The organism is Comamonas piscis (assembly GCF_014109725.1).
In the GTDB taxonomy this organism is placed as follows: domain Bacteria; phylum Pseudomonadota; class Gammaproteobacteria; order Burkholderiales; family Burkholderiaceae_C; genus Comamonas; species Comamonas piscis.
The window spans coordinates 151058-175967 of sequence record NZ_CP058554.1 but is presented as its reverse complement, the minus strand read 5'-3'; the positions used below and the strand labels follow the sequence as shown (position 1 = coordinate 175967).

Genomic DNA, 24910 nt, shown 5'->3' with positions numbered 1-24910 from the left:
CCCTAGAGGAAACTTGCATGTTCGGAGCGTTCCGTCGCTACTTTTCCACCGACCTGGCCATCGACCTGGGCACGGCCAACACCTTGATTTTTGCGCGCGATAAAGGGATTGTGCTTGATGAGCCGTCCGTCGTTGCGATTCGCCACGAAGGCGGCACCCATGGCCGCAAGGTCATCCAGGCCGTTGGCCGCGAAGCCAAGGCCATGCTGGGCAAGGTGCCTGGCAATATCGAAGCCATTCGCCCGATGAAGGACGGCGTGATTGCCGACTTCCTGATCACCGAGCAGATGATCAAGCAGTTCATCAAGATGGTGCACCCCCGCACCTTGCTCTCGCCCAGCCCCCGCATCATCATCTGCGTTCCCTGCGGTTCGACCCAGGTTGAGCGCCGTGCGATCAAGGATGCCGCGATCAAGGCCGGCGCCACCCAGGTGGAGCTGATTGAAGAGCCCATGGCGGCGGGCATCGGCGCTGGTCTGCCCGTGTCGGAGGCTTCCGGCTCGATGGTCGTTGACATCGGCGGTGGTACCACCGAAGTGGGCGTGATCTCGCTGGGCGGCATGGTCTACAAGGGCAGTGTCCGCGTGGGCGGTGACAAGTTTGACGAATCCATCATCAACTACATCCGCCGCAACTACGGCATGATGATCGGCGAGCCCACGGCCGAGCTGATCAAGAAGAGCATTGGCTCTGCGTTCCCGGGCTCCGAAGTCAAGGAAATCGAAGTCAAGGGCCGCAATCTGTCGGAAGGCGTGCCGCGCAGCTTCACCATCAGCTCCAACGAGGTGCTGGAAGCGCTGACCGAGCCGCTGAACCAGATCGTGTCTGCCGTGAAGAACGCGCTGGAACAAACCCCCCCCGAACTGGGTGCCGACATTGCCGACCGCGGCATGATGCTGACCGGCGGCGGCGCCTTGCTGCGCGACCTGGACCGCCTGCTGGCCGAAGAAACCGGCCTGCCCGTGCTTGTTGCAGAGGAACCACTGACCTGCGTGGTGCGCGGCTGCGGTATCGCGCTGGACACGCTGGATCGCAAGGGCGTGACCATTTTCACCAGCGAATAACACAGACGCCATCCGCGGGGATACGCAATAATGGCGAGCGTCAGCGGCTGTGCACCCCATGGCCTGCTGCAGGCCCGCCATTGCTTTTTCCGGCGCACTCGCTCTTTGCGATGTGCAGGATGCCTGGCTGGATGGTTTGCCGCTGTATTGCGCCTGTTTCCGCTTTTTCGCTTTTCTCTGATGTCCCTGTCCATGCCCCTTGTCCACCGTGCAGATCGCCGACTGGCGGACAGGCACGCGCTGCGGCAGGGTCTGCGGCCAGGCAGGGCCTGCTGAGATAACCGCATGCCACGCAACGTCTTCTCCGGCGGGATGCCGACCTTCCGACCCCAAGGGCCCAGCGCCAATGTGCGCCTGGCCTTGTGCGTGGCGCTGGCCGTTTTCCTGATGGTGGCGGATGTGCGCTTCAAGCTCACTGAGCCGCTGCGCAAGGCCGTTGCCACCGTGCTCTTCCCGATGCAGTGGGTGATGCTCCAACCGGTGCTGCTGGCCCAGGGCGGCGCCAAGTATTTTGAAGACCTGCACACGGCGCAGGCGGCAGCCGTCACGGCCGAAAAAAGCGCGATTGCGCTGACGCACCGTGCCAACCTGGTCGAGACCTTGGACCATGAGAACGAGCGCCTGCGCCAGCTGCTCAACCTGGTGCCCCGCCTCAAGACCGAAGGCCGCGCCGCCCAGGTGGTGTACGAGACGGCAGACGCCTTCAACCGCCGTGTCGTGATCGACAAGGGCGAGGTCGCCGGCATAGCGCGCGGCTCGCCGGTGATGGACGAGCTGGGCGTGCTGGGCCAGGTGACCCGGGTGTTTCCGATGTCGGCCGAGGTGACCTTGCTGACCGACCGCGAGCAGGCCATCCCCGTGCTCAACCCCCGTACCGGTGCCCGTGCCGTGGCCTATGGCGACCCGACCAATGCCTACGGTGGTGGCATGGAGCTGCGCTTCATGCCCAGCAATGCCGATATCCAGGAAGGCGACCTGCTGACCACCAGCGGTGTCGACGGCGTCTATGCGCCCGGCCTGCCAGTGGCGCGCATCATCAAGATCGAGCGCCGGGCAGATTCTCCGTTCGCGCGCGTCTACTGCGAGCCGCTGGCGCAGATGTTTGGTACGCAGTTTGTGATGGTGATCAACCCACTGCCCGAGGACGCCTTGCCGCCGCGCCCGCCGCAGGAGACCAAGACCCAGGAAGGCCCGGCCTCCACCCCCCGCAAGGGCAAGCGCGGATGATGCCGGCTTCCACGAACCCAACCCCAGGAATGCAGCCATGATCATGCCGCGTGGGCAGCCCTTGCTGCTACCCGTCCCCCCGGGCTTTATTGCGCTGACCCTGGTGCTGGCGCTGATGATCAACATGCTGCCGCTGGGCCGCGCACTGTGGCTGCCCGATGTGTTGCTGCTGGTGCTCGTGTACTGGGGCGTGCATGAGCCCGGCAAGATCGGCATGGGCTGGGCCTTTGTACTGGGCCTGTGCATGGATGTGCACCAGTCGTCCTTGCTGGGCCTGCATGCGCTGGTGTATTCGGCCGTGCTGTATGGCGTGGCGCTGCTGCGCCAGCGCATCACCTGGTTGAGCGTAATGGCCCAGGCCGTGCAGGTGATGCCGCTTTTCCTGGCATCCGACGTGGTGCTGATGCTGCTGCGCCTGTTGCTGCGTGGCAGTTTTCCGGGTTGGGGCTTTCTCACGCCCGGCCTGTGGTGCGTGCTGCTCTGGCCGCTGGTGAGCGGGCTGCTGCAGTTGCCCCAGCGCCAACCGCCCGACGATGACGAAAACCGCCCGCTCTAAGCGAGGGCGGCTGCGCAGACCATGACCGAGATCCAGAATTCAGACCGCGCCTTCAGCCGCTTTCGGCTGCGGGTGGTGGTCATCGGCCTGGTGGTGGTGCTGTGCTTTGGCATTCTGCTCTCGCGCCTGTATGTGCTGCAGGTGGATCGCCATGATGACCTGCTGGCGCAGGCCGAGAGCAACCGCACGGCGGTGGTGCCCATCGTGCCCAACCGGGGTCAGATCTACGACCGCAACGGTGTTTTGCTGGCCACCAACTACTCAGCCTATACGTTGGAGATCACGCCTTACAAGATGGACGATGTGGAAGAGACCATCGATGCGCTGTCCGCGCTGATCGAGATCACGCCACGTGATCGCCGCCGCTTCAAGCGCCTGCGCGAGGATTCGCGCAACTTCGATTCCTTGCCGATCCGCTCTCGCCTGAGCGACCAGGAAGTGGCCAAGTTTGCCGCTCAGCGCTACCGTTTCCCCGGCGTGGATGTGAAGGCGCGCCTGTTTCGCTCCTATCCCTTGGGGGAGGCCGGTGCCCACCTGATCGGCTATATCGGCCGCATCAACCAGCGCGAGAAGGAACGCATCGACGACTCCGACGAAGCTGCCAACTACCGGGGCACCGAGTACATCGGCAAGACCGGCGTGGAAGCCAGCTACGAGAAGGAGCTGCATGGCCACACTGGCGTGGAACGCATGGAGACCTCGGCCGGCGGCCATGCGGTGCGCAAGCTCGACAGCTCCCCGGCCACGCCGGGCGAGAGCGTGGTGCTGTCGGTGGACATCAAGCTGCAGAAGATGGTTGAAGACCTGTACGGCGACCGGCGCGGCGTGGCCGTGGCGATTGACCCGCGCAGCGGTGAGCTGCTGGCGATGGTCAGCAAGCCCACCTACGATCCGAATATCTTTGTCGAAGGCATTGACCAGGAAAGCTGGAAGGCGCTGAACGAATCTATTGACCGCCCTCTGCTCAACCGGGCCATGCGCGGCACCTACCCGACCGGCTCCACCTACAAGCCCTTCATGGGGCTGGCAGGGCTGGAGACGGGCAAGCGCACGCCGTCGACCATCATCCAGGATGGCGGCAGCTGGACCTTTGGCGGCCACACCTTCCGCTCCGGCCACGCGTTGGGGCCCGTCGATCTGAACCGCGCCATCCAGCATTCGAGCAATGTGTATTTCTACACTCTGGCCAATGAAATGGGCGTGGATGCGATCCATGACTTCATGAAGCCCCTGGGCTTTGGCCAGATCACCGGCATTGACCTGCCTGGCGAAGTGCGTGGCGTGCTGCCCAGCACCGCCTGGAAGCGCGATACCTACAAGCGCCCCGAGCAAAAGCGCTGGTATGCCGGCGAGACCATCTCACTGGGCATTGGCCAGGGCTACAACAACTTCACCATCCTGCAGCTGACCCATGCGCTGGCGACCATCTTGGACAACGGCAACAGCCGGGTGCCGCATGTGGGCCGCACCTTGATCGACCCGGTGACCGGCGAGCGCCGCCCCATTGAGCAGCCGCCCCCCGTGAACCTGGGCTACAAGCAAAGCCATATCGATGCCGTCAAGCGCGGCATGGTGTCGGTGGTGACGGGCGGTACCGGGCGCGGCTCCTTTGGCACGGCCCGCTACACAGCCGGTGGCAAGACGGGTACCGCCCAGGCCATCAGCATTGGCCAAAAGGAGAAATACAACGCCGCCCGCCTGGCCGAGCGCCAGCGCGACCATGCCTTGTATATCGCCTTTGCACCGGCCGAGGACCCGAAGATCGCCGTTGGTGTCATCGTTGAAAACGCCGGTTTTGGCGCCGGCTCGGCCGCGCCGATTGCCCGCCGCATCATGGACTACTGGTTGCTCGGCGAGTACCCGAGCGAGGCCGACATGGCCGCCATGCAGCGCGGTGATGGCCGTGCGCCCATCGGCACGCCACGGCGCGTGGAAGATATCCAGCTCAAGCCGGAGACCGAGCAGCCGCAGTAAGCGGCGTTGCGCGCTGGGCTGCGCGTTGACAGCCGCTCCGCTGCAGCGCGGTCAGCGCAGGAACGCGTCGTAGCCGGTCTTCAGGATCAGCGCCGCCACGACGATGATGAACATGCCGCGCACAAAGCCAGAGCCTTTCTTCAAGGCCATCCAGGTGCCCAGCATGCTGCCCAAAATATTGGCAGCGGCCAGCGGAATCGCAAAGTGCCACCAGACATGGCCTTTGGCGGTAAACAGAATCAGCGCCGCCACATTGGTGGCGATGTTCAGGATCTTGGCGCTGGCCGATGCATTCAGAAAGTCATAGCCCAGCCAGCGCACCATCAAGAAGACAAAGAAGCTGCCGGTACCCGGGCCGAAAAAACCGTCGTAGAAACCAATGGTGGCGCCAATGGCCGATGCCACCCAGGCCTCGGTACGCCCGCTGTAGCGCGGCGCATGGGTCTGGCCCAGCTGTTTTTTGTACAAGGTGTAGGCCAGCACGGCGATCAGGATCAGCGGCAAGGCCTTGCGCAGCATGCTCGGGTCGACCACGGTCACGGCCCAGGCCCCCAGCAGCGAGGCCGCAAAGCCGGCGCCTGCCGCTGGCGCAATGGCTGCCCAGCGCATATCCACCCTCTTGGCGTACTGGCGTGCTGAAATAAGAGTGCCCCAGACGCCGGCGCTCTTGTTGGTGCCCAGCAGGGTCGCCGGTGGTGCAGACGGGAAAGCGCCAAACAGCGCCGGCACCAAAATAAGGCCGCCACCCCCAACGACAGCGTCCACAAAGCCCGCGAACATCGACGCGAGGGTAATGATGATCCATTCCATGGGGCGAGATTGTCGCACCGCCGCAAGGGGCACGGCACCGTACCAGGGCGGCTAAATAGAGGACTGGCTGCGGAACAGGCGCTGGCTGCCTGCGGTGCGGAGAGGGGAAACCGATGCGGAAAATAAAAAAGCGCCCGAAGGCGCTTTGAAGGAGCATCTCATTTTTATTGATGCTTTTTATAAATGTTCGAATTGTAGAGATGTCTCCTCGGTCCTCTCGCAGAGCACTGTTTCAGTGCCTCGAGTGCCTCTACTATAGGTCATCGCACCGCCATGGTGCATTGGGATTTACCCGATAGGTAACTGAATTGGTGCAGATTGCCTCGCATGCACCGTTTCGCCAGCGTTTCAGCCCCTTTCTTGCGCAGCACTGCCCAAAGATGGCGAAAAAATGAGACAAACCAGCCGTTTCGGGGCTGGTTGTGCTGTTTATTGACTTTGTTTGTGGTGGGGCGGGGGCTGCGCGGCCGTAACCGCGCTGAAACTCTGCCCCGCACCATCATGGCCCATGGCTGGCGCGGATCCATTCTGCGGCTCGCTCGGCCAGCATCAAGGTGGGGGAGTTGGTATTGCCACTGGTGATGGTGGGCATGGCGCCGGCGTCGACCACCCGCAGGCCCCGGATGCCGCGCACGCGCAACTCGCTGTCGAGCACGGCCATCGGGTCGTTGTCGGCGCCCATCTTGGTGGTGCCCACCGGGTGGAAGATGGTGGTGGCGATATCGCCCGCCAGGCGCGCCAGGTCTTCATCGCTTTGGTATTGCGCGCCGGGCTTCCACTCCACCGGCTGGTACTTGGCCAGCGCTGGTTGTGCGGCAATGCTGCGGGTCACGCGCAGGCTGTCGGCGGCCACCTGGCGGTCTTCGGCGGTGGACAGGTAGTTGGGTGCAATGGCCGGTGCGGTGCGGAAGTCGCCATTCTTGATCTGCACGGTGCCCCGGCTGCTGGGGTTGAGGTTGCAGACACTGGCGGTAAAGGCCGGAAAACTGTGCAGCGGCTGGCCAAAGGCATCGAGTGACAGCGGCTGCACGTGGTACTGGATGTTGGGGTAGGGCTGGCTCGGGCTGCTGCGCGTGAAGGCGCCCAGCTGGGAGGGCGCCATGCTCATCGGGCCGCTGCGCTTGAGCAGGTATTCCAGCCCGATCTGGGCCTTGCCCCAGAGGTTGCTGGCCATCACATTCAAGGTAGGTGCGCCATCGATCTTGAACACCGAGCGGATCTGCAGATGGTCCTGCAAATTGGCGCCTACGCCGGGCAGATCATGCTGCACGGCAATGCCATGCTGCTGCAGCAGCGCGCCAGGCCCAATGCCTGAGAGCTGCAGAATCTGCGGCGAGTTGATGGCACCAGCACTCAGGATCACTTCCTTGTCGGCGGTGACGATGGTCATCTCCGTGCCCGTCCAGACCTCCACCCCGGTGCAGGCGAGCTGGCCATCGGCTTGGCGTTCCAGCACTAGGCGGCTGACCTGGGCATTGGTCCACATCTCGAAGTTGGAGCGGCCGTAGCAGGTGGGGCGTAAAAAGGCCTTGGCGGTGTTCCAGCGCAAGCCGCTTTTCTGGTTCACCTCGAAGTAACCGACGCCTTCGTTGTTGCCCCGGTTGAAGTCGTCGGTGGCGGGGATGCCGGCTTGCTGGGCGGCTTGGGCAAAGGCATCCAAGATGTCCCAGCGCAGGCGCTGTTTCTCGACGCGCCACTCGCCCGTGCTGCCGGTGCGGCGGTTGCCATGCCACTGTGCAAAGCTGGGGCTGGCCTCGCCTTCCTGGTCCAGGCGCCAGTGGTCTTCATGGCGCTTGAAGTAGTTCACGGTGTCGTTCCAGCGCCAGCGGGCATCGCCGGTCAGCTCGGCCCATTGGTCGTAGTCGCGCGATTGGCCGCGCATATAGATCATGCCGTTGATGCTGGAACAACCGCCCAGCGTTTTGCCGCGCGGGTAGAGCAGGCTGCGGCCGTTGAGGCCGGCATCAGGCTCGGTCTTGTAGAGCCAGTCGGTGCGGGGGTTGCCGATGCAGTAGAGGTAGCCTACGGGGATGTGGATCCAGTGGTAATCGTCGCGGCGGCCTGCCTCGATCAGCAGTACCCGCTTGTGGGTTTTGGCGCTGAGCCGGTTGCACATCAGCGCGCCGGCGGTGCCTCCGCCGATGACGATGTAGTCGAACGAGGTGTTGTCTCCAGATTGCATGTGCTGTCTTTTTTATGATGCGGCACCTGCTGGTGCGCGCGGTCCAACGAATCGGCTAGTTTGTAAGCAGTATGCCGGGCTTGCCAAGCGGGAAAACCAATGCCCTGCCCGCTGCCGAGCCCATTGCCCAGGCGACTGTGGATGCCCCCTTTCGGCCAGCGTGGCGCGGATGCAGCACTGCGGTGGTTCAGCGACCCTTTCCTACAGCGTCAAGCGCTGCCTTCGCTGGCTGGCAAGCGGCAGTGGGGTGGCAGACCGGCTATAGTGCGTAAGCGTTCGCAGTAGGGCGAACTGCATTATTTTTGGATCCATGGACGATACGGCCCCTCTTATTCAGCAACTTCAGGACGGCTCGCAGCGCTGGGCGCAGCTGCGCGGGCGCTGGGGTGCGGCTGAGCTGGGCCAACGCGCGTTGTGGCGCGACCTGAGCCGCCAATTGGACAGCACACCGGCCCAGGCTGCCCAAGGCTGGGACCTGAGCGAAGTGCAGTGGCTGGACCATGTGGGCGCGCAGTTGCTTTGGGACCACTGGGGCCAGCAATGGCCCGCGCAGCTGCGCACCACTGATCTGCAGCGCCAGATGCTGGACCGGGTCGCGTCGCTGACGATGGGTTGCCCGCCAGAGTCCAAGGTCAACTGGTGGGGCTGGTTGATTCAGCTGGGCCTGGTGCTGTTGGGCTTTTTGGCCCATGTGCGCAGCATGGTCCAGATGGTGGGGCAGTTGCTGCTCGATGTGCTGCGGCTCTTGAAGAACCCGCTGCGTGGCCCCTGGCGCGATGTCTCGGGCCATTTGTATGCGATGGGCGCCACGGCGCTGCCCATCACCGCGCTGGTGGGCTTTTTGATTGGGGTGGTGCTGGCCTACCTGATGTCCTTGCAGCTGCGCCAGTTTGGCGCGGACGCCTTTATCGTGAATATTCTGGGGATCTCGCTGGTGCGAGAGCTGGGGCCCTTGCTGGGCGCCATCCTGGTCGCTGGTCGAACCGGCTCGGCCATCACCGCGCAAATCGGTGTGATGCGGGTCAACGAAGAGTTGGATGCGATGCAGGTGATGGGCATTGCCCAGGGCTACCGCCTGGTAATGCCCCGCGCACTGGCGCTGGCCATTGCGATGCCGCTGGTGTCGATGTGGACGACAGTCTGTGCGCTAGTGGGCGGCATGATGGCCGCCGATGCCGCGATGGGCGTATCGCCCGCTTATTTCCTCCAGGCCATGCCTGGTGCGGTGGACATTGCCAACCTGTATCTGGCCTTGGCCAAGTCGGTCACCTTTGGCGTGGCCATCGCGTTGATTGCCTGCCATTGGGGGCTGGAGGTAGAGCCCAACACCCAGAGCCTGGGGCGCGGCACGACCTCGTCGGTGGTGATCTCGATCACCGCCGTGATTGTGCTGGATGCGATCTTTGCGATCGCTTTCCGCAAGGTGGGGTTCTAGCGATGGACCAGCCTGTCTCCCAACCCCCAAGCGCGCCGACCAGCGATGAGAAGGTGGTCGATATCCGCAAGCTTTGGACCGTGTTCGGCCAGGGCGACCGCGCCTTTGCGATCCACCAGGATTTGGACCTGGCGGTGTACCGGGGCGAGATTCTGACCCTCGTGGGCGGATCGGGCACCGGCAAGTCGGTGCTGCTGCGCCAGATGCTGGGGCTGTTGCAGCCCTCCAAGGGCGAGGTGCTGATCATGGGCCAGCCCGTCAAAGAGCTGAGCCTGCGCGGCGCCGCTTCGCGCATGGGCATGCTGTTCCAGCAGGGGGCGCTGTTCTCGGCCTTCAATGTGCTGGAGAACATCGCCTTTCCGCTCAGCGAGCAGGGCACCTTGCCCAAGTCGGTGGTGCATGACGCGGCCATGGTCAAGCTGCAGATGGTGGGCCTCAAGCCCGAGCATGCCACCCGCATGCCCTCCGATCTGTCAGGCGGCATGGTCAAGCGCGTGGCGCTGGCTCGGTCGCTGATCATGGACCCGCCGCTGTTGCTGCTCGACGAGCCCACGGCCGGGCTCGATCCGAACAGCTCCGACGAATTTTGCGACCTGCTCAAGGACCTGCACCGGGAGCTGGGTCTGACGGTGGTCATGGTCACCCATGACCTTGATACCTTGTTTGCGCTGTCCACCCGGGTGGCAGTGCTGGCGGAGAAACAGGTGATCGTCACGGGCGCTCCGCTGGATGTGGTGCAGTTCAAGCACCCTTTTATTGAACATTTCTTCCTGGGTGAGCGTGGACGCCGAGCAATGGCTCCGGTGGCGCTTGGTGGGGCGAAGGAATAGCTATGGAAAACAAATCGCATGCCCTCGCGGCCGGGTTGTTTGTGGTCTTGCTCACCGCACTGGTCATCTTTTTGAGCCTGTGGATGGGCCGTGACAACACCAACTACACCCGCTATGAACTCTCTACGCGTGAGACCGTCAGCGGCCTGCAGCCCCAGGCGGCAGTGCGCTACAAGGGCGTGGCTGTGGGCCGGGTCACCAAGATCGAATTTGATCCGGCCCGCGATGGCACGGTGCTGATCATCATTGCGGTCAACTCCGAAGCGCCGATTACGAAAACCACCTATGCGATGCTGGGCTACCAGGGCGTTACCGGCCTGGCCCATATCCAGCTTGATGACGACAACAGCGAAACCACACCGCTGCCGCCCGGCCCGGATGGTATTCCGCGCCTGCGGGTCAAGCCCTCGCCCTTTGGTCAGATTGCCGAGCAGGGGCCGATCATCTTGCAGCAGGTGGAAGACGCTACCCGCAAGGTCAATGACCTGCTCAATCCGCAGAACCAGCAGGTGCTGGTGGACAGCATGAAGAGCCTGGGCCAGGCCGCACAAAGCCTGGACCAGCTGAGCAAGCGCCTCGTCGTTACAGTCGACACCAAGCTCGATCCGGCGCTCGACAGCCTGCCTGCGATTGCCCAGGATGCGCGCAAGACCCTCGCCGGTATCCAGAAAACCTCTAACGATGTGAGCACGGCGGTCGGCAGCCTGGCGGCCAAGGGTGGCGTGGTGGACCAGATGGGCCAGGCAGTCGAGAAGGTCAGCGACGCGGCCGACAACTTCAACCGCGGCACCTTGCCCGCCATGGGCCGCACCATGCACGATGTGGGCGCTGCCGCCCGCCGCATGGGCGATACGGCCGAGGCCTTCAAGAACAACCCGCAGTCTCTGATTTATGGCAGCTCCAACGCGCTGCCGGGCCCTGGCGAGCCAGGTTTTGTCGCGCCCCAGCCGGCGGGAAGCGGTCGATAGGATGGATGCCATGTTTTCTACTACTCAACGGGTGGCACAGCACGCCCTGCGTTTGCAAACGGCTGGCCGTCTGGCGCTGGCAGCGGCAGCGGTGGCCGTGCTGGCCGCTTGCTCGGCCTTGCCGCAAAAGCCGCAGCCCGTGGCCCGCTATGACTTTGGCCCGGTGCAGGCACTGAAGGCGCCCAGCGCGCCATCGGCCAACGCCGAGCCGCTGGTGCTGGCCAATGTGCGCGCAGCCGGTGTGCCCGATGCCAGCGCCGCTATTTACTACCGCCTGGCCTATGCCGATGTGCGTGAGCTGCGCCCCTACACCCAGGCCAGTTGGGCCTTGCCCGCGATGCAGCTGATCCAGCAGCGCATGCGCGACGCGCTCAGCGGCCAGCGCGCCGTGGTGCTGGATGACGATGGCGCCAACCAGCTGTTGCGCAAGTCCGGCTACCCGGCGATGCTGCGCCTCGAAGTGGTGGATTTCAGCCAGGTGTTTGACTCGGCCCAGTCGAGCCAAGGCGTGCTGCGCATGCGCGCCACCTTGAGCGAGATCACACCCAAGGGTGAGCGCTGGCTGGCGCAGCAAGTGTTCAATGCCCAGCAGCCCGCTGCCAGTGCCGATGCCGCCGGCGCCGCCGCTGCCCTGGCTGCTGCCACCGACCAGGTGGCCCAGCAGCTCGATACCTGGCTGCGCGAACAGGGTCGCTGATGCAGGAGGCGCGCAAGGCTCGGCGCTGGCGCCTGGCCGTCGGGTGGGCGCTGGGAGTCGCGGTGGTGTTGCCGCTGTTTGCAGCAGACATGGGCGACGATGCCTACCGGCAGGCGGTCGATCAGCTGGATGCACGCACCGAGAAAGCCTTGGCGCAGTGCAAGAGCGGTGCTGCAGGGACGGCTGCGCAGCGCCGCTGCGCGTTGGAGGTGGAAACCCAGCACGAGGTAGATGCTTCCGAGCTGCAGGCACGGCGCCACCCCAGTGGCAACAACCGTTTCAAGGCCATGGCCGCCCAGGTCGAGCGGGTTCATACGCTGGCCGTGGATGCATGCAAAAGCCGCCATGCCGGCAGCGACAAGGACAGCAAGAGCGCGCAGCAGGCATGCCTGCGGGAGGCCAGGCAAAAGCGTGCCAGCGGCATCCAGGATGCCCACCAGCAGGCGGCCAGCGAGGTCTCGATCGCCACACCGCCCAAGAGCCAGGCCGAGCGCCAGCGCGAAGCCGATCTGGACACCGCCATCCGCAAGTGCGACAGCCTGTTGGGCGATGCCAATGTGCAGTGCGTGCGGGGTTTGTCGCCCGAGGCACGCCTGCGCGCGATCAGCCGAGGCAGTGGCGCGCCGCCGGCCAAATAGCCTCCCACGTTTGAAAAGCAACAAGGCAGCCCTCGGGCTGCCTTTGCTTTTTGGGGGGTAGCTGGCGCTCAGAACCGCTGCTGCGCCAGCAGCAGCGAGCAGCGCAAGCGCAGCCACATCAAGCGCCTTGCATTGGCCTGCAGCGGCAGCTGGCTGCCGCGCTCCAGCCACTGGTCACGCAGACTGCGCAACTGGCTGCGGGTCAGCTGCTGCTGGGCCTGGCGCCATTGCTGGCGCTGTTGTTCCATGTGGCGGTCGGTGATCATGCGGCCTCCTGGGGGCTGTAGGCAGCGGCTTTGGCAGCTTTTGCGGGCTCGGTGCTGTCGCTTTTGCCAAAGGCATACCAGTCCACTTTGCGGGTGGCGACCATCACGATGGCCAGCACGGCAAACAGTGCGAGCGAACCGACGGCCAGCGCCGTTTGCTCCAGCTGCAGCAGCACAAACAGCAGGCCATACATCACCGCAATCAGCGCGGCAAATGGCAGGCCACGGCGCAGGCTGCCCAGGATGTGGCTGGCGTAGTAGCCCAGCAGCAGCACGCAGGCACTGGCGCCAATCGCATAGGCCTGGCTGAAGCCAACATGCTCGGACAGGCTGATCAACAGCAGGAAGAAAATGCACAGCGCCGAGCCCACCAGCAGGTACTGCACCGGATGCACGCGCAGCTTTTTCAGCACCTCGAACATGGCCACGGCCACAAAGGTCAACACCACGAAGAGCACACCGTACTTGGTGGCGCGGTCGCTCAGGCTGTAGGGATTGACCGGGTCGATAAAGCTGGTGCCAAACTGCTCCAGGCACTGGCTTTCGTTGGATGCGTAGGGGTCGCTGGTGTCGGCGATACCCAGGCTGCACAGCGGGCGCTCTTGCACAAAGGCCTGGCGGGCCGATGAGGCAAGCGCCGGGATGCTCCAGCTGGCGCCGAAGCCCTGGTCGCTGACCTCGCGGCTCAGCGGCAGAAAATTACCGCCAAACGAGGGGTGGGGCCAGTCGGCCTGCATGCTGACCTGGTTGGTGCCACCCAGCGGCACAAAGGCCAGGCGCTCCGTGCCCATCAGCTGCAGCTGCACGACCACTTCCATCGCCGCGCTGCTGTCGGCCATCGCTGTGGGCAGCGGTTTGGACTGCAGGCCCCGGCTGTACACCGCATGGCCCGTGCCCGGCTCCAGCGGCAGCGGCTTGCCATCGACCAGCAGTGCGGCGCTGCGGATGCCGCGCGGATCACTCAGCGGCAGGATCAAGCGTGGCGCATCGCAGTGGCGCACCGAGGCGCCCTCGGGCTTGCCCTGCAGCTGGTTGCCGGGCGCAAACCGGGCCACCAGCTTGTCGGCCAGCAAGAAGGTGTTGACCTGGTAGAGGCCACGCGCACGGGGCTGCATATCGGTGCGCGCCTGGTGCGTTATTTCATCGGGCAGCGCATAGCGCTGAAAGCTGACCAGCCGCGTCTCCACGCGCCCTTCGCTGTCCTTGCCACTCACCTCGCGGCTGCAGCGCTGCGCCAGCACGGGACCAAACAGGGTTTGGGCCCCTGCGGTGCTGTTGACCACGCTTTGCATCGCGCGGTCGCGGTTGTAGATGCGGTCGCGCACCACATCGCTGATCATCATCAGCGCCACCATCAAAAGCGCGATGGTGATGGCCAGGCTCAGGGCCTTTTGCACCAGTCTGTTTTTCATGCATTCCTCGTTGCTGTGTATCGGTGCGGCGAGTGTCGGCGGCCCCGGTGAGCCGAGCATGAAGTCTGTGAAGGCAGCGTGAAGTGGCGGAGAGGGGGATGACGTGCTCAGTCCTGCGCTGAAAAATCGAGGTTGGCGCGCAGGCCGGGCTGGGTGTTGGCAAACTGCAGCCGGCCGCCATGCAGCAGCATGATGCGCTGCACGATGGACAGGCCCAGCCCCGTACCACTGCGCTCGCCATTGGGGCGCGGCGTGGTGAAAAAGCGCTCGCCCAGGCGGTGCAGCAGGCTGTCGGGCACGCCCGGGCCGCTGTCTTGCACGCTCAGGCGCTGGGGTGCCAGGGTCAGCACGATCTGGCTGTGCGCGGGCGAGAAATCCAGCGCATTGGCCAGCAGATTGCTGATGGCCAGCGTGACCAGGGCTGCATCCCAGGCGCCCTGGCTGTCATCGCCTTGCACTACCAGCTGTATGCCTTTTTGCGCGGCGGTGGCCTGCAGCTGCGCCATGGCCTGCTCGGCGCAGGCGCGCAGGCTGGTGTGGGCGGCGGCCGAGGCCAGGCCGCTGCGCTGCTCCAGCTGGCTCAGCTGCATCAGCTGGTCGATCAGGTTTTGCAGGCGCAGGCTCTGGTCCACCACCTGCTGGGCAAACATCGCGCGGTCGGCGGCCGGCAGCTCGTCTTGCAATAGCTCACCCGCGCCCCGGATGGCGGCGACCGGGCTCTTGAGCTCATGCGTCAGGGCACGCACATAGCCTTCGATGTAGTCGCGCCCCTCCAGGCGGCGGCGCATCGAATCCATGGCTTGGGCCAGGTCGCCCAGCTCGCCGGGAACATCGGGTACCTCGGGCATTTTGGGCGGCAATAGATTACCTTGCGCCTCCTGCAAGGTGGGGCCCTGCACATGCTGGGCATAGCTGCGCAGCTTGCGCACCTGCACCACCAGCCACCAGGTGATGGCAAAGCCAACGGCGGCCGACAGCAGCAAAAACAGCAAGCCGCCGCGCAGCATCTTGCTTTCGCTGCTGTCGATGATGCTCTGCACCGCATTGGCGGGCTTGGAGACCGTGAGCACGCCCAGGATCTGGCCATCACGCTCGATGGGCGCCGAGACATACATGACGCTGGTGGCCTCGTCGGTCGCCACTTCGCGCGAGGTGCGGGCGCCGTATTCACCGCGCAGGGTGAGCGCTATGTTGCGCCAGCGTGCGTAGTCGGCCCCGACATCCTGGCCAGCGGAATCGAACAGCACCCGGCCCTGGGCGTTGGTGACCGTCACCCGCAGGTCCAGCGCGGCCTTGCGCGTGTCCCAGATCCACACCCGCAGCGGCTGCTGGAAGGCAGCCTGCACCTGCCGGGCAAAGCGGCTGTGGCTGGCGTCAGTGCTGAGCTTGCCATCGGCCAGGTCATCGCTGGCCTGGGCTGCCAGCAGGTAGGCGGTCTCCACCAAGGTGTCTTCGGTCACCTTGCGCACGCTGGGCTTGATCTCGGCCATGAACACGCGCAGCACAAAAAAGGCCGCCAGCCCGTTGATCAGGAAGAACGCAAACAGCAGGCGGATACCCAGGCGCATGGCGGGCCTTCAGTCGCCGTCGCGCAGGCTGTAGCCCATGCCCCGGTGGGTGCTGATGAAGTCGCGGTCAGCGGCCACCGTGCGCAGCTTGGCGCGCAGGGTCTTGATGTGGGTGTCCACCGTGCGGTCGGTGCTGTCGCTGTGCAGGCCCCAGACGGCATCAAGCAGATGGTGGCGGCTGAGGATGCGGCCCTGCGCGGCCAGCAGGCTGCTGAGCAGCTGGAACTCGCGCCGGGTCAAATCCAGCAGCACGCCTTGCAGCCGCACGCACTGGCCGGCCTCGTCGACCTGGAAGGCATGGCGCGCCTGCGCGTGCACGGCGTTGCCAGCCTGGGCGGGTGGCGGCGAAAACTGCTGGGCGCGGCGCAGCAGCGCGCGGGTGCGGGCCACCAGCTCGCGCGGGCTGAAGGGCTTGCTCAGGTAGTCATCCGCGCCCAACTCCAGGCCCAGCACCCTGTCTACCTCTTCGCCCCGGGCGCTGAGCACCAGGATGGGCGCGGGCGAGCCGGCGGCGCGCAGCTGGCGGCACCAGTCCAGCCCATTGCCATCGGGCAGGCCCACATCCAGCAAAAGCGCATCAAATCGGCCGCTGGCCCACTGTGCGCGGGCATCGGCCATCAACAGGCTGTGGGTGCAGCGGATGCCATCACGCTCCAGTGCGTAGCAAACGGTGCGGGCAATGGCTGGGTCGTCTTCCAGCAGCAGAACATGGGGCGTAGAGAGCATGGTGGCTTGGGTCTGAAAGGGCGGCCTAGCGCCCGCCGCCGGCATCGATGAAGGAGCCGGTGCAGTAGCTGCTGAGGTCGGACATCAGCCAGTAGATGGCCTGGGCGATTTCCTCAGCGGTGCCTCCCCTGCCCAGCGGCACACCGGCCGACAGGCGCTGCACGCGGTCGGGCTGGCCGCCGCTGGCGTGGATATCGGTCTCGATCAGCCCCGGGCGCACGCCGTTGACGCGGATGCCTTGCGCGGCCACCTCCTGGGACAAGCCCAGCGTCATGGTGTCGATGGCGGCCTTGGACGCGGCGTAGTCCACATACTGGTTGGCCGAGCCCAGGCAGGCGGCCCGGCTGGAGACATTGACGATGCTGCCGCCCGCGCCGCCGTTGGTGCTGCTCATGCGGCGCACCGCCTCGCGGGCGCACAGAAAGCTGCCCAGCACATTGATGTCGAACATGCGGCGCCAGCGGGCCATGTCCATGTCCTGCAGGCGCTGGGCGCGGTCCACCACGCCGGCGTTGTTGACCAGCGCCGTGATGCGCCCCAGTTCCTGGTCGACGCGGGCAAACATCGCCAGCACCTGCGCCTCATCGGCCACATCGGCCTGCACGGCGATGGCGCGGCGGCCCAGGGCCTGCACGGCCTGCACCACGGTCTGGGCTGCTGCTTCATTGCTGCTGTAGTTGACGGCCACATCCCAGCCATGGCGGGCGGCGAGCAGGGCAGTGGCGGCACCGATGCCACGGCTGGCACCGGTGATGAGGACGATAGAGGTCATGGCAGGTCGGTCGGCTCACAAAGATGCACTATCTTAGGCGAGCTTGCGGCCACTGCCCACTGCGCTGCCTGGGTGCATTCAAGGCGCAGGCAGCGCGGCCAGCCGGTCGAGCGCCTCGGCGTCCTGGTCGCTGACAGGCAGGTAGACCACCATGCGCATGCCGCTGCGCGGGGCCGACCACCAGTAGGTCTGGCGCAGATGGAGGATGCCGACAAGCGGGTGGTCAAAGGTCTTTTCGTTGTTCTCGGGGCTGCGCACCTGGTAGCGCTCCCAGGCATTGCGGAAAACGGGGGAGTGCGCCAGAAAATAGTCCAGCCGCTGGGCAATCGCCGTGTCGCCGCTTTGCTGGGTGTAGGCCGCGCGGAACATGGCCACCATGCGCTCAACAGCTTGCGGCTCATGGCGCATCACCTGCTGCCACTGCGGGTTGAACAGGTTCATGTGCAGGCAGTTGCGCTCCAGCGAGGGCAGCTGCTGCAGCGATACGCCCATCAGCCGCTCATAGGCGGTATTGGCGGCGAGCAGGTCAAAGGCGGCGCTTTGCATCTGGGCCGGGTAGGGCAGCATTTTGTCGAGCAACTGGCCATGCAGACAGCCCGGTGTATCCAATAGGGTGGGGGCGGGTTGGTCGAGCTTGATGCCGGCCAGCACCAGCAGGTGGCGCAGCTCGTCGTCATTGCATTGCAGCGCCCGGGCGATGGCTTCCACCGCCTGGCGCGAGGGCTGGACCTCGCGGCCTTGTTCGAGCTTGGTGTACCAGGTTACGCCAATGCCGGCGAGCTGGGCGACCTCTTCGCGCCGCAGGCCGGGGGTGCGCACGCGGCCATGGCGGGCCAGGCCCATCGCGGCGGCCGACAGGCTCTCGCGCCGGGCGCGCAGAAAGTGGCCCAGCTCCTGCGATGGGGCAGAGGCCGCAACGGCAGGCGGGGCATGGGGCGGGGTGGCAGCAAACAAAGTCATGGGGCGCTAGTCTCGCGGTCGATGTTGCAATGCAGTATAGGCCTTTCAAGCCTAGGCTAGGCAGGATCTTGTACCCGTCTAAAAAACATAACACACTGGCGCCCTGTCTATTTTCGGGCGCTCGACCTCCCATGCGAAGAATCACTGCTGACAACGCCACTTTTGGCGTTTTTCTGGCCTTTTTGCTGATCCCCTTATCGGGCATTGGCACCGATATTTACCTGCCCTCGATGCCCGCCATGGCCCAGAGCCTGGGCGCGACCGCCTCCCAGATCCAGCTGACCTTGACCTTGTTCATCGCCGGCTACGGCCTGGGGCAACTGGTCGTCGGCGTGTTGCTGGACCGTTTTGGCCGCTGGCGCCCCACGATGGTGGCCTTGGCGCTGTTCGCGCTGTCGAGCGCGGCCATTGCCGTCAGCGACGACATCGTGGTCATCTGCGCGCTGCGCCTGCTGCAAGGCCTGCTGGGCGCCGTGGCCGTGGTGGGCAAGCGCACCTTTTTTGTCGATGTGTTCCGGGGCCCGGCGCTGCAGCGCTACCTGACCTGGATGACCGTGGTCTGGTCGCTGGGGCCCATCTGCGCGCCCTTTATTGGCGGCTTTGTGCAGACCCACTGGGGCTGGCGTGCCAATTTTGTGGTGCTGGCCGTGTTCTCGGTGATTGCGTTGGTGCTGGAGATACTGGGTGGCGGCGAGACCCTCGCCAAGCCCCAGCCCATCCGGCCGCGGGAGGTGGCCAGCCGGGCCTGGGGCATTATGCGCAACCGCAGCTTTGCACGGGGCGTGCTCTGCGTGAGCGTGGCTTATGCGATGGTGATGGGCTGGAGCATGGCATCGCCCTTTATCGTGGAGACCGTGTACCACCGGCCACCCACCACCACCGGTGCGCTGGCGCTGCTGATGGGCCTGGCCTGGATGGGCGGCGGCCTGATTGCGCGTGCCGCCATGGCGCGCTCCTTGGCGGCCAAGCACCAGGCGGCCTTGCTGGCCATGGCCGGCTTTATTGGACTGATGGCACTGACGAGCTGGCTGCCAGCATCCTGGCCGATGCTGGAGGTGATGGCCGCCGTTGCCTTCTGCATCCATGTGGCTGCGGGTTTGGTGTTCAACATCCACTTTGCCAATGTGCTGTCGATGTTCCCGCAGCATGCAGCGCTGTCGGGCGGCATTGCCGGCGGCCTGGCCTTTTTGCTGACCTCGCTGCTCGCGTCGCTGGGCATCCACCTGGTGAATCCGCAGACGGCCTTGGGTTTGGCGGCGGTGTATGGTGGTCTGGCTTTGCTGCTGGCAGCAGCCTGGCTGAGCATGCTGACGCGCAGGGAACCGGCAGCGGCCTGTGCAGCGCCATAATCGACCAGCGTTCCGCATCTGACATTTGATCTGTTGAGCAAGGAGTGATCACTATGGGTAATTTTGTAGATCTGAAGTCGGCCGATGGCCAGGTGTTCCCGGCCTATATCGCCGAGCCCGAGGGCCAGGCGCGCGGCGCCATCGTGGTGGTGCAGGAGATCTTTGGTGTCAACTCGCACATCCGCTCGGTGGCAGACCGCATTGCCCAAAGCGGCTATGTGGCGATTGCGCCGGCCACCTTCGCCCGCGTCAAACCCGGTGTGGAGCTGGGCTACAGCGATGCCGACATGCAAGCCGGCTCGGCTTTGAAGGCGGCGGCTGAAGCGCCCGATGTGGCCCCTGGCGTGCTGCAGGATCTGCAGGCCGCCATTGACGAAGGCGCGCGCCGCAGCGGTGGCAAGGTGGGCATCACCGGCTTTTGCTGGGGTGGCCTGCTGGCCTGGCGGGCTGCTTGCGAGCTCAAGGGCCTGTCGGCCGCAGTGCCTTACTACGGCGGCGGCATGACCACCGGCGACGAGATCGCGCGCCAGCCCCATTGCCCGGTGATGGCCCACTTTGGCGACAAGGACCACTGGATCTCGCTGGCATCGGTGGATGCCTTCCGCACGGCCCACCCGGAGGCCGAGGTCTATGTCTATGCGGCTGACCACGGCTTTAATTGTGACCAACGTGGCTCCTACGATGCAGCTGCTTCTGCCGCAGCGCGGGCCCGCAGCCTGGCTTTCTTTGCCAAGCATGTAGGCTGAGCGGGCGCTCACACCTTTCCCTGCCAAAAGCCTTGCCGGCCCGCAGCCTGCAAGGCTTTGTTGCATTTTTGGGGGCTGGTCGTAACACCGTCGTCATACGGGCTGCTGATGATGCGCGCATCGCTCACTTTCAACGATAAACACCATGCGCAGCCCCTTTTTCCGTGCCACCGACCTGCGGATGGCGCCGCTTCCTTTGACCCTGCTGGCCGCTGCGGCCCTGCTGACGGCCTGCGGTGGCGGCAGCTCCAGCAGCAGCAAAGCAGCCACTGCCACCTTGGCGGTGCTGGAGACCACGGACCTGCACTACAACGTCCGCAGCTACGACTATTTCAAGCTGGCCGATGACCCATCGTATGGCTTTGAACGTACGGCCACCCTGATCCGCCAGGCGCGCAGCGACTTTGCCAACACCTTGCTGGTGGACAACGGCGACACCATCCAGGGCACGGCACTTGCCGATTACGAGGCGCAGGTAGCGCCGATTGCCTGCGAGCAGCAGCTGTCGATGTACAAGGCCATGGCCGTGTTCAAGTTTGACGCCGGCACCTTGGGCAACCATGAGTTCAACTACGGTCTGCCCTTTCTCAACCAGGTGCTGGGCGGCGGCCTGCAGGTGGATGGGGTGGATGCCAGCAAGAAGTGCGCAGGCCCTGGCTACCCGATGGCGCTGGCCAATGTGCTCAGCAGCAAGACCAATGCGCCGCTGGTGGCCCCCTATGTCCTGCTGGAGCGCGAAGTCAGCGGCACCGACAGCGATGGCAAGGCCGTCAAGCTGCCGATCAAGATCGGTGTGATTGGCTTCACCACGCCCGGCATCATGGGCTGGGACAAGCGCCACCTGGAAGGCAAGGTGCAGGTGACCGGCGCCGTCGAGGCCGCACAAAAGTATGTACCCGAGCTGCGCAGCAAGGGCGCCGATGTCGTCGTGGCGCTGCTGCACGGCGGGCTGGATGCCTCGGAATACCGCGCCGACATGGAGAACCCGGGCCTCTACCTGAGTAAGGTGGCCGGTATTGATGCGATGGTGATGGGCCACCAGCACAGCATGTTCCCCGACACAGCGGCGCAACCGGCCTTCAGCATGGCGGGGGTAGACAACAAGGCTGGCACCATCAACGGTGTGCCGGCGGTGATGGCCAGCAGCTGGGGCAAGGCGCTGGGTGTGGTGGCGCTGTCCTTGAAGTGGGATGGCAAGGCCTGGAGCGTTGACAAGAGCCAGAGCAAGTCGGAGCTGCGCAGCACCACGACCGGCAAGGATGCCGCTGGCAAGACCACCTATGTGGCGGTGGACAGCAGCATTGCACCGGTGGTGGAGAGCCAGCACCAGGCGGCGATCAGCTATGTGAAAACGCCGGTGGGCCAGACCGACTTCCGCATGGGCACGCAGTTTGCCGATGTGGGCGATGCCGGCGCCATCCAGCTGGTGAACCAGGCGCAGCAGGACTATGTGCAGCGCTATGTGCAGGCCAATCTGCCGCAGTATGCGCAGCTGCCGGTGCTGTCGGTGAGCGCGCCTTTCAAGTCGGGCTTCCAGGGCGGTGGCGATTACACCGATGTGGCTGCCGGCCCACTGGCGATCTACAACGCGGCTGACCTGTACCTGTACCCCAATACCGTCTATGCGGTGAAGGTGAACGGGGCGCAGATCAAGAGCTGGCTGGAGGCCGCTGCCCAGCGCTTTAACCGCATCGATCCGGCCGCAACGGCCGACCAGTGGCTGATCAGCAGCTTCCCCGGCTACAACTTCGACATGTTCACTACCGCCGACATGCAGTACCAGATCGATGTGACCCAGGCCGTCGGCAGCCGCGTCGTGGGCCTGCAGTACAAGGGCGCGCCGATTGACCCGGCGCAGGACTTTGTGATCGCCACCAACAACTACCGTGCCACCAGTGGCAAGAGCTTCCTGCCGGAGCTCGATGGCCGCGCCACCATCTATGCCTCGCCCGATGCGAACCGCGATGTGGTGATCTCGTACATCAAGGAGCATCCGCAAATCACCCGTGCGGCCAATGGTGCGGCCCAAAGCTGGCGCTTTGCCAAGACGCCGACCGCTGGCAAGGTGCTGTTCACCTCGGCCGCCAACGCGCTGCCGGTGGCGCAGGCTGCGGGCCTGGCCAACATCTCGCTGGAAAAGGCGGATGACGGCACGGGGACCCAGCGCGCGGTCTACCGCGTGGACCTGGGCCTGTAAGCTGGCCCCCAGCAGCGGGTGCCACGCCAGCGGATTGGGGGCCGTGCAGCGCTATCTGCCCATGCGGGTGAGATAGCGCTTGTACGAGAAAAAGCCGATCAGCGCCACGGTGATAACGGCCATCACGCCCATGGCCCACCAAAAGCCGTCTTCCTTGTGGATCAGGGGGATGAACTCGAAGTTCATGCCGAAGATCGCGGCAATCAGGTTGAGCGGCAGGAAGATGGCGGTGATGGTGGTGAGCGTGCGCATGATGTCGTTGGCGCGGTTGCTCTGCACCGAGAAATGCATCTGCACGGCGGTCTCGGTGCTTTGCTCCAGCCGGCGCACATGGTGTACCACCCGCTCGATATGTTCGAGCACATCGCGGCTGCGTACCTTGAGGGCTTCCAGCTCGCGCTGGGCACTGGGCGCCTCAGGTTGGGGCCAGGTCTCCAGCGCATCCACCCAGTCCTGCACGGCGGCGCGCTGGTCTTCGCAGATTTCGTCGAGCTGGTGCAAGGTCAGCCGCGCCTCCAGCAGCGCCTGCCAGTTGGCAATGCGCTTGCGCGGCGACAGCAGCGCGCTCTGCCACTGGTCCAGATGGCGCGACAGCTCGCGGCGCAGGTCCAGGTAGTTGTCCACGATGATGTTGACGGTGCGCATCATCAAGTCAGCAGGCGATGCCGGCAGCCGGATGGGCTGCATGCCGCCTGGGCTGGCGCTGTTGCCGGGGTTGCGGAAGGCCTTGTCCTCGCGGGCCAACCGTTCTTGCGTGGCGTCCGATATCTGGTCCAGGTCCGGCGCATCCGTGCCCGGGGGCGGCGGGGTACCTGCCTTGGCAAACTGCAGCAGACGCCGGGCATAGGCGTCGCGCACGGTGCAATCTTCGGGGTGAACTGACAGCAGCACCCGCTCCCAGGCGGCAAAGCCCACCGGCGTGGTGCTGATGCGGGGTGCGTCCGGCAGGGGCTTGGCGGCGGCGGTGCGCCGGGTAGCGGCCAGTGCGGCGGTGCCGGCCTGCGATGGCGTGCTGGCCAGGCGGCGGATCACCAGCAGGTCGTACTGCGAGGTGTAGTCATAGTGCGAGGGGAGCTGGGCATTGAGCAGGTCGGAGACATGCAGATCAACCAGCGGCGCGCCACTGAGTTTTTGCAGTGCCAGCTGCAGGCTGCCCAGCTGCTCGCTGAAATAGCTGCGCGTGCAGGCCAGCCACAAAAAGCCTTTGGCGGGCAGCTCGAAGGGCACGGCGGCCAGCTCGCTGGCCTCGTTGCCGACGATGTGAAAGATGCGGATGCTGCTGGGAGTAGTCACCGAAATTCCTCGCTCGGATCAGACGCAAAAGGGCCAAAAAAGACGGGCCTGTGCAAGCCCGTCCTGGCGTTGTTGCTCAGGCCTTTTTCTCTTTGAGCCAGCGCGCCGCATCCAGCGAGAAATAGGTGAGGATGCCATCGGCGCCGGCGCGCTTGAAGGCCAGCAGCGATTCCATCATCACCTGGTCATGGTCCAGCCAGCCGTTTTGCGCGGCAGCCTTGAGCATCGCGTATTCACCGCTCACCTGGTAGGCAAAGGTGGGTACCTTGAACTCGTCCTTGACGCGGCGCACCACATCCAGGTAAGGCATGCCGGGCTTGACCATCACCATGTCGGCGCCTTCGGCCAGGTCTTGCGCCACTTCGCGCAGCGCCTCGTCGGTGTTGGCCGGGTCCATTTGGTAGACGTTCTTGTCGGCCTTGCCCAGCGCGCCGCGCGTGCCCACCGCATCGCGGAAGGGGCCGTAGAAGGCGCTGGCGTACTTGGCGCTGTAGGCCATGATGCGGGTGTAGATGTGGCCATGGGCTTCAAAGGCCTCGCGGATGGCGCCAATGCGGCCGTCCATCATGTCGCTGGGGGCGACGATATCGACACCGGCTTCGGCATGGTTGAGCGCCTGGCCCACGAGGATCTCGACGGTCTCGTCATTGAGGATGTAGCCGGTTTCGTCGAGCAGGCCGTCCTGGCCGTGGCTGGTGTAGGGGTCGAGCGCCACATCGGTCATCACGCCCAGCTGGGGGAATTCTTTTTTCAGGGCGCGTACTACACGTGGGATCAGGCCGTCAGGGTTGAGCGCCTCTTTGCCGTCCGGTGTCTTCAGCGCCGAGTCGATCTGCGGGAAGAGCGCCATCACCGGGATGCCCAGCGCCACGCACTGCTCGGCCACCGGCAGCAACAGGTCCAGGCTCAGGCGGTCGACGCCGGGCATGGACAGCACGGGCTCGCGCTTGCCTTGACCCTCATGCACAAACACCGGGTAGATGAAGTCGTGCGGCGTGAGCACGTTCTCGCGGACCAGGTTGCGGGTGAAGGCATCGCGGCGCAGACGGCGCGGGCGGTTGTGGGGAAAGGGGGTGGGGCTGGACAGATGCATGCAGCGATTGTGCGCCAGATCAACGGCAGGCTGCAGAGGGCGGCCCCGAGAGACTGCGCTGGGCAGGGAGGATTGGCGGTGGGCCAAGGCGCGGCTTGTGCCAGATCAAGGCGGGGTTGGAGAGCCGATGCAGGCAGGTTTTAAGCC

22 protein-coding genes are annotated in these 24910 nt (G+C 65.0%); 12 read left to right on the top strand and 10 right to left on the bottom strand.

The genetic code is table 11. From position 1 onward, the window contains the following. Window positions 1-17 precede the first annotated feature (17 nt). From HS961_RS00880 to mrdA, 4 genes are all read left to right on the top strand, one after another. The gene (locus HS961_RS00880; RefSeq protein WP_182325940.1) at window positions 18-1064 is read left to right on the top strand and encodes a rod shape-determining protein; all 1047 of its coding nucleotides are present in this window, start codon (window positions 18-20) and stop codon (window positions 1062-1064) included. A gap of 285 nt (window positions 1065-1349) precedes the next feature. Continuing rightward, the gene (mreC, locus tag HS961_RS00875; protein WP_182325939.1) at window positions 1350-2291 is read left to right on the top strand and encodes a rod shape-determining protein MreC; all 942 of its coding nucleotides are present in this window, start codon (window positions 1350-1352) and stop codon (window positions 2289-2291) included. Between the two features lie 37 nt (window positions 2292-2328). Continuing rightward, complete coding sequence (gene mreD / locus HS961_RS00870) at window positions 2329-2847, top strand: rod shape-determining protein MreD (protein WP_182325938.1); 519 nt, start codon at window positions 2329-2331, stop codon at window positions 2845-2847. A gap of 21 nt (window positions 2848-2868) precedes the next feature. Continuing rightward, the gene (gene mrdA, locus HS961_RS00865) at window positions 2869-4821 is read left to right on the top strand and encodes a penicillin-binding protein 2 (RefSeq protein ID WP_182325937.1); all 1953 of its coding nucleotides are present in this window, start codon (window positions 2869-2871) and stop codon (window positions 4819-4821) included. A 51-nt stretch (window positions 4822-4872) separates the two neighbouring features. Here the strand turns inward: mrdA and HS961_RS00860 are convergent, their stop codons facing one another. Together HS961_RS00860 and HS961_RS00855 are read right to left on the bottom strand one after the other, a co-directional pair. Continuing rightward, window positions 4873-5631, bottom strand: coding sequence for a sulfite exporter TauE/SafE family protein (locus HS961_RS00860; protein ID WP_182325936.1), 759 nt, complete (start codon window positions 5629-5631; stop codon window positions 4873-4875). Between the two features lie 499 nt (window positions 5632-6130). Further along, a complete protein-coding gene (locus HS961_RS00855; protein WP_182325935.1) occupies window positions 6131-7813 on the bottom strand; it encodes a GMC family oxidoreductase in 1683 nt (560 codons plus the stop codon). A 310-nt stretch (window positions 7814-8123) separates the two neighbouring features. Here HS961_RS00855 and HS961_RS00850 point away from each other — a divergent pair, with 310 nt between their 5' ends. Genes HS961_RS00850 through HS961_RS00830 form a run of 5 tightly spaced genes read left to right on the top strand, consistent with a single transcriptional unit; the run spans window position 8124 to window position 12381 of the window. Further along, window positions 8124-9248 carry an MlaE family ABC transporter permease gene (locus HS961_RS00850; RefSeq protein ID WP_182325934.1) on the top strand — a complete coding sequence of 375 codons (1125 nt, stop codon included), beginning with the start codon at window positions 8124-8126 and terminating at the stop codon, window positions 9246-9248. Window positions 9249-9250: 2 nt separating this feature from the next. After that, window positions 9251-10078, top strand: coding sequence for an ABC transporter ATP-binding protein (locus HS961_RS00845; RefSeq protein WP_182325933.1), 828 nt, complete (start codon window positions 9251-9253; stop codon window positions 10076-10078). Between the two features lie 2 nt (window positions 10079-10080). Continuing rightward, on the top strand, window positions 10081-11046 hold the full coding sequence (locus HS961_RS00840; protein WP_182325932.1) for an MlaD family protein: 966 nt from the start codon (window positions 10081-10083) through the stop codon (window positions 11044-11046). Between the two features lie 10 nt (window positions 11047-11056). Beyond that, complete coding sequence (locus HS961_RS00835) at window positions 11057-11743, top strand: ABC-type transport auxiliary lipoprotein family protein (protein WP_182325931.1); 687 nt, start codon at window positions 11057-11059, stop codon at window positions 11741-11743. Continuing rightward, the gene (locus tag HS961_RS00830) at window positions 11743-12381 is read left to right on the top strand and encodes a hypothetical protein (RefSeq protein ID WP_182325930.1); all 639 of its coding nucleotides are present in this window, start codon (window positions 11743-11745) and stop codon (window positions 12379-12381) included. The genes HS961_RS00835 and HS961_RS00830 overlap by 1 nt, the downstream gene beginning before the upstream one ends. Window positions 12382-12449: 68 nt before the next feature. Here HS961_RS00830 and HS961_RS00825 read toward each other — a convergent pair whose 3' ends face one another. The 6 genes from HS961_RS00825 to HS961_RS00800 form a co-directional block, all read right to left on the bottom strand. Continuing rightward, the gene (locus HS961_RS00825) at window positions 12450-12647 is read right to left on the bottom strand and encodes a hypothetical protein (RefSeq protein WP_182325929.1); all 198 of its coding nucleotides are present in this window, start codon (window positions 12645-12647) and stop codon (window positions 12450-12452) included. Continuing rightward, window positions 12644-14059: a cell envelope integrity protein CreD gene (gene creD, locus HS961_RS00820; RefSeq protein ID WP_182325928.1), complete on the bottom strand. Its 1416-nt coding sequence runs from the start codon at window positions 14057-14059 to the stop codon at window positions 12644-12646. The genes HS961_RS00825 and creD overlap by 4 nt, the downstream gene beginning before the upstream one ends. Before the next feature lie 107 nt (window positions 14060-14166). Then, entirely contained in the window at window positions 14167-15627 is a 1461-nt protein-coding gene (gene creC / locus HS961_RS00815) for a two-component system sensor histidine kinase CreC (protein WP_182325927.1), read from the bottom strand. 9 nt (window positions 15628-15636) lie between these two features. After that, window positions 15637-16353, bottom strand: coding sequence for a two-component system response regulator CreB (gene creB, locus HS961_RS00810; RefSeq protein WP_182325926.1), 717 nt, complete (start codon window positions 16351-16353; stop codon window positions 15637-15639). Window positions 16354-16378: 25 nt separating this feature from the next. After that, a complete protein-coding gene (locus tag HS961_RS00805; protein WP_182325925.1) occupies window positions 16379-17125 on the bottom strand; it encodes an SDR family oxidoreductase in 747 nt (248 codons plus the stop codon). A gap of 78 nt (window positions 17126-17203) precedes the next feature. Further along, window positions 17204-18085: a helix-turn-helix transcriptional regulator gene (locus HS961_RS00800; protein ID WP_182325924.1), complete on the bottom strand. Its 882-nt coding sequence runs from the start codon at window positions 18083-18085 to the stop codon at window positions 17204-17206. Window positions 18086-18216: 131 nt separating this feature from the next. Here HS961_RS00800 and HS961_RS00795 point away from each other — a divergent pair, with 131 nt between their 5' ends. The 3 genes from HS961_RS00795 (at window position 18217) to HS961_RS00785 (ending at window position 22377) form a co-directional block, all read left to right on the top strand. Beyond that, a complete protein-coding gene (locus tag HS961_RS00795) occupies window positions 18217-19434 on the top strand; it encodes an MFS transporter (protein ID WP_182325923.1) in 1218 nt (405 codons plus the stop codon). Between the two features lie 53 nt (window positions 19435-19487). Continuing rightward, window positions 19488-20180, top strand: coding sequence for a dienelactone hydrolase family protein (locus HS961_RS00790; protein ID WP_182325922.1), 693 nt, complete (start codon window positions 19488-19490; stop codon window positions 20178-20180). 145 nt (window positions 20181-20325) lie between these two features. Further along, window positions 20326-22377, top strand: a complete 2052-nt coding sequence (locus tag HS961_RS00785; protein WP_182325921.1) for a bifunctional 2',3'-cyclic-nucleotide 2'-phosphodiesterase/3'-nucleotidase — start codon at window positions 20326-20328, stop codon at window positions 22375-22377. A 51-nt stretch (window positions 22378-22428) separates the two neighbouring features. On the opposite strand, the gene HS961_RS00780 is transcribed toward HS961_RS00785, so the two are convergent. Both HS961_RS00780 and hemB read right to left on the bottom strand, forming a co-directional pair. Next, window positions 22429-23676, bottom strand: a complete 1248-nt coding sequence (locus tag HS961_RS00780) for a magnesium transporter CorA family protein (RefSeq protein WP_412101646.1) — start codon at window positions 23674-23676, stop codon at window positions 22429-22431. A 70-nt stretch (window positions 23677-23746) separates the two neighbouring features. After that, complete coding sequence (gene hemB, locus HS961_RS00775; protein ID WP_182325920.1) at window positions 23747-24763, bottom strand: porphobilinogen synthase; 1017 nt, start codon at window positions 24761-24763, stop codon at window positions 23747-23749. Window positions 24764-24910: the final 147 nt, after the last annotated feature.